The organism is Rhodococcus sp. KBW08 (assembly GCF_003852455.1).
Classification (GTDB): domain Bacteria; phylum Actinomycetota; class Actinomycetes; order Mycobacteriales; family Mycobacteriaceae; genus Rhodococcus_F; species Rhodococcus_F baikonurensis.
In genome coordinates this window covers 96,237-110,724 of sequence record NZ_QAJJ01000017.1, presented here as the reverse complement: position 1 = coordinate 110,724, position 14,488 = coordinate 96,237, and the positions used below count along the sequence as shown (strand labels likewise).

Genomic DNA, 14,488 nt, shown 5'->3' with positions numbered 1-14,488 from the left:
TTCAGGCTAGGCGGGTGGCGACGGTTTCGTGCGGTGACGCTCGGCGACGGAGCGCAGCAGTGTGTCGACGGCGTCGTGGAACTGCGTCAGGCCCGGCTCTTCGACGGGAAAGTGCCCGCACCCGTCCAGCATCACGAATTCGGTGGGTGCGTTGATGCGGCGGAGGAACTGCAGGCTCAGTTCGGGTGGCGTCCATCGGTCGTCGGCCGGGTGGGTGAGCAGGACGGGCGTGGTCCGAAATGATTCGGGCGCGGTGTGCTCGAACGAGAAGTAGCTGCTGAGGAATCCGAGTGGCACCCGAACACCGCCACCGCGCGGATCGGTTGCGCACAGCGTCGCGAGTTCACGGTTGCTGCTCATGTTCGCGACGTCGGCGACCCAACGGATGGGCACGCGGATACGGCCCACCAGTCGTTCGGTGCGGCGCATCAGGGGAGCGCCATAGACACCCATCGGGCCGAACCGCGCCGCGGCAGCTCTGGCCGACGGATTCGAGGGATCGAGCAGACAGGTAGCGACGACGGCGTCGGCCAGACCGGTCCGCGCGGCTACCTCGTAGGCCAGCAGACCGCCGATGCTGGCTCCCAGAAGCACCAGCGGCCGATCGTCGGCTGCTTTCTCGGCCCGGACGAGGTCACAGAGGAGTTCGACCCACTGCTCGTACCGGACGCCGGCGGGATCGCCTACGACGGTGTCGCCGTACAGCGGAAGATCGGGGAAGAGGACTTCGGCTCCGAGTTTCACGCCGATCCCGGCGAACGGCCACAACGCGCCCGAGTACCCGCCGGCGCCGTGGATACCGAGAACCCGAACCGGCGCGTCTGGAACCACTGCCCGTGCGACGTGGACGGTGTTGCCGTTCCACTCCCACCACGTCGTGGTCGGCTCCGGCATGTGGGCGGTGTACCGGTCGGGCATAAACTTCGAGTAATCGGCGCTGGTCACCTACACAATTCTCGGTACCGGCGTCGCGGCTGACAACTCGCATCGGAGGACCGTGTCGACTCGGCGGAAAAGGCCCTCCCAGCAGCGCTCGAGGGCTACCTACGACGTGATCCTGGAGGCAGCTACTCGCGTTTTCGCGTCGGAGGGCATGGCGGCGACCACCAACCGGATCGCTGACGAGGCAGGCGTCTCGGTGGGCTCGCTCTACCAGTATTTCGGCGACAAGTACGAGATCCTCTCGGAGTTGGCGAACCGTCACGTGAGTGCCGCGCGGGAACGTTTTGCGGTCTGCCTTGCCGACATCGTCGAGCGTGAACTCACTCCGGACGAGGCTGTCAGGTCGTTGGTGGAGTGCGCGATCGAAGTGAACAGTAATCCGCGACAGTTCTTCCACCTGCTCTACGATCAGGTTCCTCGGACCCCTGAGCTCATCGAGCAGGTCGATCACATGAATCATCAATTGGTGTATGGGTTTTCGGAATACTTGCAGAGTCGTGGTTTCAGTGCGGACGATGCGTTGTTGACGTCGCGGTTGACTGTGACTGCCGTGGACGGCCAGGTGCATCGGGTTGTGCTGGAATCGGATTCACCCGAAGAACTTCGCGTGCGAACGGAAGCCGTCGTGCGGCAGGCGAGATCGATGATCGCGTCGGAATCCTGATCCGGTGTATCGAATGGTGACTGCGGTCCGTTATGGTTCTGACGTCATCATCGAGGTAATGGGAAGTCGGTGCAATTCCGGCGCGGTCCCGCCACTGTGAGGTCGTCCACGCGTCGACCGTAGCCAGATACCACCCTCGTTGACGTTGTGTCATGCCACGAGGATGGATCGGTCACACCATGAATGCTGTTGGCGGAGCTCTGTCTCCACCTACCCACCTGCCTTCGCCGAAGGCCGGTGCGCCTCGAGGACGGCTCAGTCCGGGTATCGTGCTGCCCGCTCTGCTGGTCGTCACCGTGCTCTCTGCTGTGTGCGCGTTGGCATTCGGATCCGAGATGCTCCCCGTGTCCACTGTGGTGGAGGTGGTGCACTCGCGCTTCGGAGGCCCACCCGTCACGCGTTCCGAACTTGCGATCGTGTGGGGAATCAGAGCACCGCGGGTACTGCTCGGTCTGGCTGTCGGCGCTGGTCTTGCCGTCGCCGGTGCGGTGGTGCAAACCCTCGTCCGTAACGCTCTCGCCGATCCCCACCTGCTGGGAGTGTCGTCCGGCGCGAGTGTCGGTGCCACCGCCGTCATCACCACCGGACTGTTCGCCGGCGCGGGAGTGTGGGCGCTCAGCTTCGGTGCGATGATCGGAGCACTGGGAGCTGCGATTCTCGTCTTCACCATCGCGACGCTGCAAGGCGGCATCACTCCACTGCGATTGGTTCTGACCGGCACCGTTACCGCATCCGCCCTGTCGGCGATCGCGAGTTTTCTGGTGCTGCGTACCAATGATTCCCAGGCCGCGCAGTCCGTATTGTTCTGGCTCCTGGGAAGTTTGGCCGGGGCCTCCTGGGACAAGTTGTGGGTGCCGGTCATCGTTGTGGTCCTGCTGACGGCAGCGGTGTTCGCCCTGCACGGTTGGCTCGACGCACTGGCGGCCGGGCCGGACGTCGCCGCTTCGCTCGGTATTCCCATCCGCACCCTGCGAAACGTGTTGTTCGGAGTGCTGGCAGCGTTGGTCGGCACGATGGTTGCAGTGTCCGGCGCGATTGCCTTCGTAGGCTTGGTCATACCGCACGTCACACGCATGATCGTCGGAGCCAGACATCGAGTGGTATTGCCGGCGGCAGCACTGATCGGCGCGTCGTTCCTGGTATGGGTCGACGTCGTGGCGCGGACCTCGCTGCGACCGACGGAGATCCCACTGAGCGTGGTGACCGGGGTGATCGGCGCCCCGCTGTTTCTCCTGCTTCTCGGCCGTCGGCGCTACCGATTCGGTGGCAGTTCGTGAGCGCCCGAGCCCTGGCGCTGACCGCGTCCGGAGTAGTTGTCCGCATCGACCGTCGAACCATCGTCAAAGGCGTCGACATCGCGGCTGACGCCGGCGCAGTGGTCGGCGTGGTTGGTCCGAACGGCTCGGGCAAGTCGACGTTCTTGCGTGCTCTCGCCGGTCTCGGGCCGATCGCCGGCGGTGACATTCGTGTCGGCGGCGACTCCGTGCACGCGATGCCCGCGCGGTCGCGGGCCAAAGCCATTTCCTTTGTGGCGCAGGAAGAGCAGAGTCCCGCCGATTTGTTGGTTCACGAGTACGTGAGTCTGGGCCGCACACCACATGCAAAGCCCTGGAGCGTCGGTGGAAAGCACGAGAATGCCGTCGTCGATCGTGCTCTGGGCGAGGTCGGAATGATCGAGCACCGGTTCTCTTCGATGGACACGCTGTCCGGCGGTGAGCGTCGGCGGGTGTTTCTCGCCCGAGGTCTCGCACAGGACGCCGGTGTGCTCATCCTCGACGAGCCGACCAATCATCTCGACATCCGGCATCAACTCGAACTGCTCGATCTGGTCCGGTCGTTGGACCGGACGGTGATCATGGCACTGCACGACCTCGATTTGGCTGCGGCAGTGTGCGATCGGGTGCTCGTGCTCGCGGATGGAGTGGCCAGGGCGTTCGGACATCCATCCGACGTACTCACCACCTCGGTGGTGGCAACTGTCTTCGGCGTCGAGACTTTCGAGCTCGTGAACCCCGCGACAGGCCGTTCACACCTCGTATTCGAATCACGAAATTCTCAACTACAACAATCATTTTCGGAGAGTGCACTTTGATACATGTCAAGACCCGCGCGTCGTTCGGTGCGGTTGTAGCCGCGACAGCGTTGTTGACAGTTGCCGGCTGCTCGGCAACTGCACCGGTGGACGAAGCTGCAGACAAGACTTCGGTGACATTGGAGAACTGCGGGACCGAAAGCACTTTCCAGCTTCCGATCGAGAACGTAGTTGCGACAAGCAATGCGGCCAATATCGGCACCATTCTCCGAGTCGGCGGTTTGGATCGTCTCGCGGCCGTCGTGTTGAACACGAACAACGACGCGGTCATGGAGTCGATGTTCGGCCCTGGAATTGCGGATGTCCCACACCTGGACGGAACGATCACGATGGAGACGATTCTGGGTAAGCAGGCGGACCTGGTGGTCGGCTCCTACAGCGGCTTGTTCAAGGGAGCCTCCGGCGTGACGCCGGAATCGCTGCAGAGCAACAACATCGATGCATATGTGATCTCCGATAGTTGTCGGCAGAGTGCCGCAGCGGATTCCGCGCTCGGCACGATGGGTCCGTGGGATGCCCTTCGTGCGGACGTGACCAATTACGGAAAGCTGTTCGGAACCGAGGACACCGCCGCCGAGGCATTGACCGAATTGGATTCACGTTTGGCACGTCTGGAGTCCGCGCCAGATGCCGCCGACAAGCCGAAGGTTTTGATCTACGACAGCGGTGAAGAAGATCTGTACACCAGCGGAGGCAACGGAGCCCCCAACGGAATCATCGACGCGGCCGGAGGAACCAACGTGTTCGCCGATGTCGACAACACCTGGTTCAAAGCGAGCTGGGAGACCGTAGCGAAGTCCGAACCCGACGTCATCGTGATCATGGACTACAAGAAGAGCGCTGACGAAGTACAGGGGAAGATCGACGCGATCAAGAGCCGAGAAGGCCTACGCGACCTCGACGCCGTCAAGCAGAACCGCTTCGTCGTACTTCCGCTCGCCATGTTCACCAGCGGATTCCCCAACATCTACGGCGCGGAACAGTTGCGCGCGAAGATCGAAGAGTTCGGGCTGGCTCCGTCGAGCAGCATCGACTGGACAACCGCGCCGTCGGCATGAGCAACAATCGGTCCTCGCGTCGGGTGATCGTCGTATTACGGCCGACTGTCAGTGGCCTGGACGAGTCGGCTGCACGGCGGATGCTCGACGCTGTTCAGGCGGGCACAGACGTCGACGTTTGCGTTGCGTACCTCGATGTCTCCTCGCCGAGCCTTCACGAGGAACTCGATCGAGCGCATACCGATGACGTGGACAAGGTCGTGTTGATTCCCGTTGCGGTTCCGAGGGATCGGTACCTGCTCACGTGGACCAGCAAGGCGGTCGCGAACTGGCGTGAAACCCGGATCGACGCCGAACTGGAAGTGTCGCTACACGAATCGGAATCTTTGGAAGGTGCAGTGGCCGCGCAGGTGATCGACGAACTCGACTCGGCGGGAAAGCCGATCACTGCCAGTCCGGCGTCGTATCGCAGTCCGGCCTGGTCCGTGATCGAACCGCACGAGACTCATCTGTTGGTGTGCAAGGGCCCGCGCTGTATGGCGTACGGAGCGGGACCGTTGCACCGGGCCATGAGCGCCGCGGCCAAAGGAACGTCGGCAAAGGTGACGGGAACGGGTTGTCTGAGCCCGTGCAACCTTGGGCCGTTGGTGATCGCGAACCCTGGTGGTACGTGGTTCGGTCATGTGAACGCCGGAGACGCCGACGCGTTGGTGTCCGGTCACGAGGATCACTTGGTGGATCACGTTCTGGACCGATAGATGCAGAGTCGGTGAGAGCAAAGAACCCGCTGAGCGCGACGTGCGCTCAGCGGGTTCTGTTGTCCTGTCTCAGGAACCGAACGGAAGGGTTCCCGGCGGGATCTGGTATCCACTGCTGCCGACGGAGGCGCTGCCCCAGAGTGCGAGGAAAGCGTTGATGGCGTTGGTGAGCATATGAATGTCCTTTGTGAGATGACTGATTCGTTTTCGACGGTACCGGGTGGATCTGTGGATTCGCTGGGAGTTGGCACCCATTTCATGGGGTTGGCACCCGTTCCGGCAGGTCGGAACGGGTGCCAACTGTCAGCAAAGGGTGCTGGCCTCGGGTGGGTCAGCCCACGTAGCCGGGCGGCATGAGTACGGACTTGGTCTCGCAGAATGCTTCGAGGCCCTCGGGTCCGTTCTCGCGACCGATACCGGAGTTCTTGTAACCACCGAACGGTGATCCGGGATCGAAGGCGTACCAGTTGATCGCGTAGGTACCCGTGCGGATCTGCGCGGCAACTTCGAGTCCGTGATCGATGTCGGTGGTCCACACCGATCCGGCGAGGCCGTAATCGGAATCGTTGGCGATCTTGATGGCCTCGTCCTCGGAGTCGTACGGAATCACCGAGAGAACGGGTCCGAAGATCTCCTCACGTGCGATGGTCATCGAGTTGTCCACGTCGGCGAAGATCGTCGGCTCGACGTACCAGCCCTTGTCCAGGCCGGCGGGACGTCCACCACCGAGTACGACGCGTGCGCCTTCTTCCTTGCCCTTGGCGATGTATCCCTCGACGCGCTCGCGCTGCTTCTCGGAGATCAGCGGGCCGAGTTGTGCTGCGGGATCGGACGGATCGCCGACGGTCATGAAGCCTGCCGCGGTCTTCATTCCCTCGATGACCTCGTCGTAACGCGAACGGGGAGCGAGGATTCGGGTCTGAGCGACACAGGCCTGACCGGTGTTCATCAGGCCGGACATGACGAGCATCGGCATTCCGGCGGCGATGTCGGCGTCCTCGAGGATGATCGCGGCGGACTTGCCACCCAGTTCGAGGGAGCAGCGCTTGAGGTTCTGCGCGGCGATGGCACCGATCTTGCGGCCGACGGCACTGGATCCGGTGAAGGTGATCTTGTCGATGCCCGCATGAGAGACCAGGTATTCGCCGGTCTCGGCTCCGCCGGGGAGTACCGAGATGACGCCTTCGGGAACACCTGCCTCGGTGAAGATCTCGGCGATCACGTGGACGGAGAGAGGGGATTCGGGTGCGGGCTTGAGCAGTACGGTGCAGCCGGCGAGCAGTGCGGGTGCCAGCTTGTTGATCGCCAGGAACAGCGGGACGTTCCAGGCCAGCACGGCGGCGACGACGCCGACGGGCTCACGGGTCACCTTGGTCTGCCCGAATGCGCCGGTGCGCTTCTCTTCCCACGCGAACTTGTCGGCCAGTTCGGCGTAGTAGCCCAGCGTCGCCATCGACGGGGTCTGCTGCATCATGCCGACCATGGCGGGCGGCTGACCCATCTCGTTGGAGATGAGCTGGTTGATCTCCGCGCTGCGCTCTTCGATCAGCTTGGCGGCCTTGGCGAGGATTGCGCCGCGCTCGGCGGGGGTGGTGCGTGACCACGGTCCCTCGAACGCCGCGCGGGCTGCGGACACGGCCGCGTCGATGTCTGCCGGTGCTGCGATGGGACAGCTGCCGACGCGCTCCTCCGTTGCGGGAGAGAACACTTCGAGTACCTGGTCGGTGGCCGGGGCCACCCATGCTCCACCGATGTAGAGCTTGTCGTAGTCAGTCATCAATTCATTCCTCGGTGTTGTCGGTCGCCGCGAGGGCATACGCGTCGTCTGCCTGTGCGGTGTCGGTGAAACTGGTGAATCCGTATTTCTCGTGCGGTCCGATGGCGGCTACCTCGAAAAGACCGGTGCCGGTGTTGGTGTTCGTGCCTTCTGTGAGCGTGAAGGACGCGAGATTGTCGACGGGGGAGAACATGCGTTGGAACGGTTCGATCTCGTGGACCTTGTGGCGCAGTCCCTGTACGACGAGTTCGCCCTGCCACATTCCGTGACGCCAGTCCTGTTCGAGTCCGTAGCCGGTGCCGATTCCGATGTAGTTGGCCAGCAACAGTTCGCAGGTGACGGTGAGGACTTCACCGCCCGGCCGGTGGAAGGTGACGATCGCTCCGGTGACGTCGCGGGTGTCGGGGCAGAACGTCAACTCGTGTTCGGGCCGGCCGAGCCATTCGTTGTCCCTGGCTTCGTCCGGCCACACCCGCATGGCTTCTTCGACGATGCGCCTGCCCTGTTCGTCTTCCTGCATGATCACCGAAATCGTGAACTCGTCGAACTGCATGACCGCATAGATCCAGAAGAAGTTCTGGATTCCGTCGACGGCGCGTCTGCCCTGCGGTTCGGCTTCTCCGACCGGTCGCACGCCCCACGAGCGGTCGCGGTTTCCCCGCCATGTCGTGGGGTCGATCGCGAGTTCCTCCCCGTCGACGGTGAGCGATCCGGTCCAGGTTCCGGTCTGCAGGAAGCGTGAGGTGTCGAACGTGACTCGTTCGAGTTGGCGGCGAAAGTGCTTGGGCTCGAGCGCTGCCGGGATGGTGGCATCGAAGGTGATGTCGAAGGAGAGATCGTAGTCGCTGCCCGGCTCGAGGACGACACGGAGCTTCTGCAGCCCTTCCAGCACTTCGATGCGCAAAGGTCCGACGGTGGTGTCGGTACGGTCGGTGCCCAGAGCCTTCGACATGCGAGCAACGATGTGGTCGTCGCCGCGGCGAAGCACTGCGAATGCGTCCATGACGCCGAGGTTGGGGTACTGGCCGAGTCCGACGATGAGGAACACGTCGGGGGATTCGGTGGGGTAGCAGTTGAAGTAGTAGCGGTCGTAGAAGTTTCGATCCGAGGTGGCTACGTGACGGATCGGTTCGGCGATCTGGTGAACGGGATAGTCGTCCATCGGTGAGAGCATGTCAGGCCAACCTCTCCCAGTAGGTACCGTCGAGCATCGCGGCGAGCGAAGCGCGGTGCATGATCATGTCGTCAGGGTCTTCGGGGCGCTGCGACTGCCCGAAAGCTATGGCGCGGGCCTGGATTCGCCACATGATCACCGCCTGGCGCAGTGCGGCGTAGGTAACATAGAACTCCAGATCGTGTGGGGTGTGGCCGGTGATCTCGGCGTAGGTCTGCGCGAGATCCGGCAGTCGAAGGAAGTCGGGAAGACCGGGTAGGTTGGCCAGTCCGGCGATGTCCTCGAAGAACCTGTGCAGGAATGCCATCCAGCCCAGATCCATCTCTCGTGGGCCGAGAGTTGCCATTTCCCAGTCGAGTACGGCTACCGGCGCGAAGTCCTGGTACATGACGTTGCCGATGCGCGAGTCGCCCCAACAGAGCACCGCCGGAGAATCGTCCGCGGGATTGTTCTCCTCGATCCAGTCGAGGGCACGTTCGATGAGCGGTGATCTGACGCCGTCGGAAACCACCCACTCGTAGTACGCGCGCTGCTCGGCGATGTGCGCCGTGAATGCTTCTCGTGCAGTCGTTCCCGAATTCGGGAGTTGGAGGAAGTCGAAACGCTCACAAGGCTTGTCGATGGCGTGCAATTGAGCCAGGACGCCGACCGAGCTGCGCTGGAGGGTTTTTCGCTGCTCGGGGGACGCTTCGGTGACCCAAGATCCGAAGTTGTACGGCATGACGTCGGGCGGCACGTCGCCGGAGATTCGTTCCATCACGAAGAACGGGGCACCCAACGCGTCCGGATCGGACTCTGACCAGTACACCGCAGGCACGGGCACCGCCGAATGCTCTCGCACCTGAGCCATGGTGCGGAACTGGGATTCGAGGTCGTACGTCGGAAACACCGGCATGGTCGATTCCGTCGGCGCCACCCGGGCGACCAAGGGATGATGATCGCCGTCCCAGGTGGCGTCGAAAAGAATGGTTTCACTGGACATGCCGTTGGCTGCGGGCAAGGTGACGTCGGCGACGGTCACAGTGGATCCGCTCGGCACCTTCCCGGCCATCCACCGTTCCAGTCGCTCACGGAGGTCTTCGGTGTCGCGGAGGGAATCGCTCGGTCGGGCGACCTGGGCGTGATGCTCGGCGTCATCTGTCGAAGAAGCGGTCGAGGCAACGTCAGATGAGGAAGCGTCTGGGCTCACGGTCACCTCCTTCCCGTAGGCGTCACGTGCAATGCCCGTAACGGTGTGAGTCAGAACACTAAAACACGTTACAGAAATTGGGAACAGGTGGCACCCGTTTAGTGGGACTCCCTGCGGATTTATCGGGGAAGAACGCGTGTCAGATAACGGCGGTGAGCGAGAGCAAGCCCGCGCCGGTCAGAGTTCCGGCGCCACCCAGCTCGGCGGGAACGATCCGGAGCTCTTGAATGAACGACAAACGGGCATGTCGGGCAGCCGCGTCGAGCATCGGTTCCCACAGCGGTGCACCCGACTGGGCGAAACCGCCGCCGATCACCACGAGGTCCACATCCAGGAGGGCGGCCGCCGAGGCGATGGCGCCACCGAGTGCCGTGCCGGCGCGGTGAAGTGAGTCCACGGCGATCGTGTCCCCGCTGTGTGCGCTCTCGGCGAGCTGACGGCCGGTGGTGCCCGTCCATCCCTGGCTACGAGCCCATCGCACCGCGGCGGGCCCACTGGCCACCGTCTCGAGGCAGCCGACGCCCCCGCAGCTGCACGGTTCGGCAGAGCCTGGAACGACGAGGTGGCCGATGTGACCGGCATTCCCCGTGCGACCCCGAGCAATCTCGCCGCCGAGAACGATTCCGCCGCCGATTCCCGTCGAGACGACCAGGCTCAGGAGGTTCGGGGTCCCGCGTCCGGCGCCGTGGTGGAACTCCGCCAAAGCCGCTGCGGCTCCGTCCATGGCGAGGGCGGTTCCGGCGTCGGGAAAGACGCTGCGGACGCCCGCTACCAGCTCGAATCCCTGTGCCCACTCGGAGATGTTGATGGGAGCTACGACGCCGGCATCGGTGTCCACCGGCCCGGCGCACGCGATGCCCACACCGTCGACGTCTCGGCCGTCGGCGACTCGCTGGAGCAGCGCCGCACACGCTCCCCACGGGTCGGTCTGCGGCGTCGGAACGCTGTCGACTACGGGAACACGGCCGTCCTCGGACACGACGCCGGCAGCCATCTTGGTGCCACCGATGTCGAGTGCGAGGCGCATGTCGCTATCGCTTTTCGAGAACCACGACGAGGTTGCTCACCAGGAACTCCCGCAGGCCGGGGACTCGGACCATCCACCACGCCCACGACGGGTGGTAGCGGGGGATCGCGGCGAGCAATGTGCCCTGGCTGGTTCCACGGGCCCAGCGTAAGCCGTCGGTGGCGCCGACTTTGAACAACGACACCCCGAATCTGTTCTTCGGTTCGCGTCCGGTCTTGCGGAGGTACCGCTTGGCCGCGTACTCACCGCCCAGTGCGTGCCACGGTCCGGTTTCGTGGCCACCGAACGGACCCCACCACAGGGTGTACGAGAGAACCATCAAGCCGCCGGGCTTGGTCACTCGCAGCATTTCCTCGGCCATCAGCCAGGGTTCACTGACGTGTTCGGCCACGTTGGAGGAGAAGCAGATGTCGACGGACGAGTCCAGGAACGGCAGTGCCAAACCGGATCCACGCACCGCGCCGCCCACCGTCAGACCCGCTGCGTGCATCTCCGAAGGATCGGGTTCGACGGGAATGTAGCGGGCACCTGCGGCTTGAAAGACCTCCGCGAAATAGCCCGGACCGCCGCCCACGTCGAGGACGGTGAGACCGTCGAGGGATCGTCCGGTGTGACCTTCGTGCAGGTCCGAGATCAATTCGACGGAGTCGCGCGCGAGCGCGCCGTAGAAGATATCGGGCGCGGACTGCTCGTGGCGGAAGTCGCTGAGCAGGCCGAACGAGCGTTTCAGGGTTGCCCGTCGGCCGAAAATGCGGGTCACTGCGGGCTTGGTCACGGGTAGCAACTTTAGCCACTGGGCCGCCCGGTCCACGAACACCGTCAGGAGCGCGGCAATACGGACGCTCGAACAGTTAGGGTGTTCGGCAGGGTTACCGGCCGGTCAGGCGGGGCATCCCGCAGGATCGCCCGAACCGGGGTGGCCACCGACCAACTCAGGGAGTAACGCACGTGCGCGAGGTTCTGTTGCTCTGCTGGCGCGATACCGGGCATCCCCAGGGCGGTGGAAGCGAGCGTTACCTCGAGCAGGTCGGATCCCAGTTGGCCGAGCGCGGCATCAAGGTGACGCTGCGGACGGCGTCGTATCCCGGGGCGCCCGCGTCGGAGGTTAGAGACGGCATCACCATCAGCCGGGCCGGTGGTCGTTTCAGCGTGTACCCCCGCGCTCTGGCTGCCATTGCCGCCGGGCGTCTGGGTTTCGGATCGCTCAAGGGCATCCGCCCCGACGCGGTGATCGACACCCAGAACGGCATCCCTTTCTTCTCGAAGACCGTGGCCGGTGCGCCGGTCACGCTTCTGGTCCATCACTGCCATCGTGAACAATGGCCGGTGGCAGGCAAGCTCGTCGGTCGGATCGGCTGGTGGGTCGAATCGCGATTGTCACCGCGCACCCATCGACGTAGCCAGTATCTGACGGTGTCGCTTCCTTCGGCCGAAGAATTGGTGGATCTCGGTGTCGAGCGCGAACGAATTGCCGTGGTGCGCAACGGTGCCGATCGGCTCCCCGTCGGCGTCGATGCGGGTGGATCGATCACCAGGGCCGAGCGTCCCACCATCTCGGTTCTCTCACGACTGGTGCCGCACAAGCAGATCGAGGACGCACTCGAGGCCGTCGCAGCTCTGCGTCCGACGCTTCCGGACATCCATCTCGACGTCATCGGTGGCGGTTGGTGGGAGCAGAATCTGCGGGATCGCGCCGCAGAGTTGGGAATCGGTGACGCCGTCTCGTTCTACGGTCACGTCGACGAGGCCCGTAAACATGAACTCCTTGCGCAGTCGTGGATTCACCTCATGCCTTCACGGAAGGAAGGATGGGGCCTGGCGGTCATCGAGGCTGCGCAGCACGGTGTTCCGACGATCGGCTACCGCAGTTCCAAGGGCTTGACCGATTCGATCGTCGACGGAGTGACGGGCCTTCTGGTCGGGGGCGAGCACGCCGGCGACGGCGATATCGCTGATCTGACGCAGGCTGCAGGCACCCTGCTCCGTGACCACGAACTCCGCACGGTGCTCGGTGAGAAAGCTCGGGTGTGGTCGGGCGAGTTCTCCTGGGAGCAGACCGGCACCGGAGTGCTCGAGGTGCTGACCGCACACAAGGACGGTCGGTGGGTCTCAGGACTGGCCGCGCCGCGCGAGTCGAATTCGGTTCTGGTTCAGTCCGACTGAGATCAGCGCGATCACGCCCATCAGTATCCAGGCGAGATGCGCAACTATGACGGCCGTTCGGGCGCCGGTCGAGGCTTCCTGCGCGGCAACATCTCCCGGTACCCGGTAGAGCTCGAGATCGTTGTCGGCGAAGACCTGTTCCAAGCCGTCGAGTGTCGCTGCCGCCTTGCCGAGCTGACCTGGTGTCTCACGCTCGATCAGTACCCATCCGACTCCGAGATCGGCCAACTGCGTAGGACTCCCGCCGGCAAGCAGCAGATCCTCGACCTGGGTGGCCCGGGTTCCTTCACCGCCGACAGCACCACCGGCAACCACCAGTTGGCCGGTCTGCAGCACGTCGAGGGGCAGGAAGCGTGGTGCTGGGTCGAGTACCGGCGCATCACCGCTGTAGGGGAAGGCACGGAACATCCCGGCGGGAAGCACTGCAACGTCACCGGTTTCGTCTCGTAGTTGCTCGGCCACCACGGTCCAGGACCCGGGATAGTGCACGGGCTTCAACGCGCCGCCGACGCCCCACACCAGATCCGGTAGCGCCACGATCGTCACCACGACGGCGGCGATCGAGAATGTCGGGCGGGGAAGGGAGAACCGATTGCCCGCCCACATCACCGCGGCGGCGGCAGCGAGTGCGTAGAACGGTACGGCCAGCGCGACCCACTTCTGCGCGTCACGCAGCAGCCCGGCGCCGGTGAAAACCTCGACCGACCATCGGCCGACGTCGAGCCCCCACGGAGTGGCGCCCAGGGTCGGAGCGAGCACCGCACACAGGGCCAGCGCGCCGAGTCCACTGACAACGGGGTTCCGGCGTCGGCGCCATAGAGCGGGCACACCGGTAAACACCACGACAAGTAGAAGAACTGTTCCGACCAACGCGAAGAGTGTTGTGCGCGTGGACGGTATCGCTGCCGAATTCCAGATACCGCCGAGACCGGCGAGGCTGCCGAGTGTCGCGAGGCCTGGTTCCGCTCGGGCGGCAAAGGCGGCGACTCCCGCCGGATCGGAACCGTCGCCGGCTGCTCCGGATACGAAGGTGGCGACCAACCACGGCGAGGCGGCGACGAGGAACAGCCCGATAGCGCCGCAGACACGCCGCATGGCCGAGGTTCGGCCTCCTGGGGTGGCAACCACCACCAGCGCGGCCGTCAGAGCGAGCAGAGCGCCGGTAGGTGTCAGGCCCGCGAATGCAAGTGACGCGGCCAACGCCCACCAGGACCCGGGCGTGGCTCGGCGAACTCCGATCCCGGCACACACGATCCACGGCAGTGCGGCATATCCGGTCAGCAGGCTCCAATGTCCTTGCAACAGGCGCTCGGCCACGTAGGGGTTCCAGAGCATTACCGTCGACGCGACCAGTTGTGGACCGACACCGGCCGTCGGCAGCAGGACGGCGACCATGCGCGCCGCACCCCAACCGGCGAGCCAGAGCGCCACGAGCAGGATGAACTTGACCACCAGTCCGCCGTCGATCACGGTGCTCAACGCTGCGATCAGCGCGTCCTGGGGAACAGCGCGGGCTGCGGCGTCGGTGAGTCCGAGGGCGGAGTCGGTCAGGTACGAGCGAGGCGTGCTGACGGCGTCGCGCAGCAGGAGGTAGCCGGGGCCGAGCAGCGGTCCGAGGATCAACAGTGCCAGCGCCAGGCTGTACGCCGCAGGCAGGTAACGGCGGTATCCGGCTTGCACTGTCATGACGCGCACGATACGTGG

The 14,488-nt window shown here is 64.3% G+C and carries 13 protein-coding genes and 1 riboswitch; of the genes, 6 read left to right on the top strand and 7 right to left on the bottom strand.

Annotation, left to right across the window (positions count from 1 at the left end; all coding sequences use genetic code 11):
* Positions 1-6: 6 nt before the first annotated feature.
* Positions 7-945, bottom strand: coding sequence for an alpha/beta hydrolase (locus tag DBV08_RS21180; RefSeq protein WP_124568745.1), 939 nt, complete (start codon positions 943-945; stop codon positions 7-9).
* 52 nt (positions 946-997) lie between these two features.
* Between DBV08_RS21180 and DBV08_RS21175 the strand changes: the two genes are divergently transcribed.
* From DBV08_RS21175 to DBV08_RS21155, 5 genes are all read left to right on the top strand, one after another.
* On the top strand, positions 998-1,606 hold the full coding sequence (locus DBV08_RS21175) for a TetR/AcrR family transcriptional regulator (protein ID WP_124568744.1): 609 nt from the start codon (positions 998-1,000) through the stop codon (positions 1,604-1,606).
* A gap of 16 nt (positions 1,607-1,622) precedes the next feature.
* Positions 1,623-1,760, top strand: a riboswitch (cobalamin riboswitch).
* Between the two features lie 115 nt (positions 1,761-1,875).
* Complete coding sequence (locus DBV08_RS21170) at positions 1,876-2,883, top strand: iron ABC transporter permease (protein ID WP_124569039.1); 1,008 nt, start codon at positions 1,876-1,878, stop codon at positions 2,881-2,883.
* The gene (locus DBV08_RS21165) at positions 2,880-3,698 is read left to right on the top strand and encodes an ABC transporter ATP-binding protein (RefSeq protein WP_081557424.1); all 819 of its coding nucleotides are present in this window, start codon (positions 2,880-2,882) and stop codon (positions 3,696-3,698) included. Before DBV08_RS21170 ends, DBV08_RS21165 begins: the two co-directional genes overlap by 4 nt.
* Positions 3,695-4,756: an ABC transporter substrate-binding protein gene (locus DBV08_RS21160; RefSeq protein WP_124568743.1), complete on the top strand. Its 1,062-nt coding sequence runs from the start codon at positions 3,695-3,697 to the stop codon at positions 4,754-4,756. Before DBV08_RS21165 ends, DBV08_RS21160 begins: the two co-directional genes overlap by 4 nt.
* On the top strand, positions 4,753-5,454 hold the full coding sequence (locus tag DBV08_RS21155; RefSeq protein WP_124568742.1) for a (2Fe-2S) ferredoxin domain-containing protein: 702 nt from the start codon (positions 4,753-4,755) through the stop codon (positions 5,452-5,454). Before DBV08_RS21160 ends, DBV08_RS21155 begins: the two co-directional genes overlap by 4 nt.
* 331 nt (positions 5,455-5,785) lie before the next feature.
* On the opposite strand, the gene DBV08_RS21150 is transcribed toward DBV08_RS21155, so the two are convergent.
* From DBV08_RS21150 to DBV08_RS21130, 5 genes are all read right to left on the bottom strand, one after another.
* Entirely contained in the window at positions 5,786-7,231 is a 1,446-nt protein-coding gene (locus DBV08_RS21150) for an aldehyde dehydrogenase (RefSeq protein ID WP_003945530.1), read from the bottom strand.
* Positions 7,232-7,235: 4 nt separating this feature from the next.
* On the bottom strand, positions 7,236-8,405 hold the full coding sequence (locus DBV08_RS21145; protein ID WP_124568741.1) for a hypothetical protein: 1,170 nt from the start codon (positions 8,403-8,405) through the stop codon (positions 7,236-7,238).
* Position 8,406: 1 nt separating this feature from the next.
* Positions 8,407-9,594, bottom strand: a complete 1,188-nt coding sequence (locus DBV08_RS21140; RefSeq protein ID WP_124568740.1) for a phosphotransferase family protein — start codon at positions 9,592-9,594, stop codon at positions 8,407-8,409.
* Between the two features lie 139 nt (positions 9,595-9,733).
* A complete protein-coding gene (locus DBV08_RS21135; protein ID WP_124568739.1) occupies positions 9,734-10,621 on the bottom strand; it encodes an ROK family protein in 888 nt (295 codons plus the stop codon).
* A 4-nt stretch (positions 10,622-10,625) separates the two neighbouring features.
* On the bottom strand, positions 10,626-11,396 hold the full coding sequence (locus tag DBV08_RS21130; protein ID WP_003945692.1) for a bifunctional 2-polyprenyl-6-hydroxyphenol methylase/3-demethylubiquinol 3-O-methyltransferase UbiG: 771 nt from the start codon (positions 11,394-11,396) through the stop codon (positions 10,626-10,628).
* Between the two features lie 173 nt (positions 11,397-11,569).
* On the opposite strand from DBV08_RS21130, the gene DBV08_RS21125 reads away from it, so the two are divergent.
* The gene (locus DBV08_RS21125) at positions 11,570-12,784 is read left to right on the top strand and encodes a glycosyltransferase family 4 protein (protein WP_019747129.1); all 1,215 of its coding nucleotides are present in this window, start codon (positions 11,570-11,572) and stop codon (positions 12,782-12,784) included.
* Here DBV08_RS21125 and DBV08_RS21120 read toward each other — a convergent pair.
* Positions 12,731-14,470, bottom strand: a complete 1,740-nt coding sequence (locus tag DBV08_RS21120) for a hypothetical protein (protein WP_124568738.1) — start codon at positions 14,468-14,470, stop codon at positions 12,731-12,733. The genes DBV08_RS21125 and DBV08_RS21120 overlap by 54 nt on opposite strands.
* Positions 14,471-14,488: the final 18 nt, after the last annotated feature.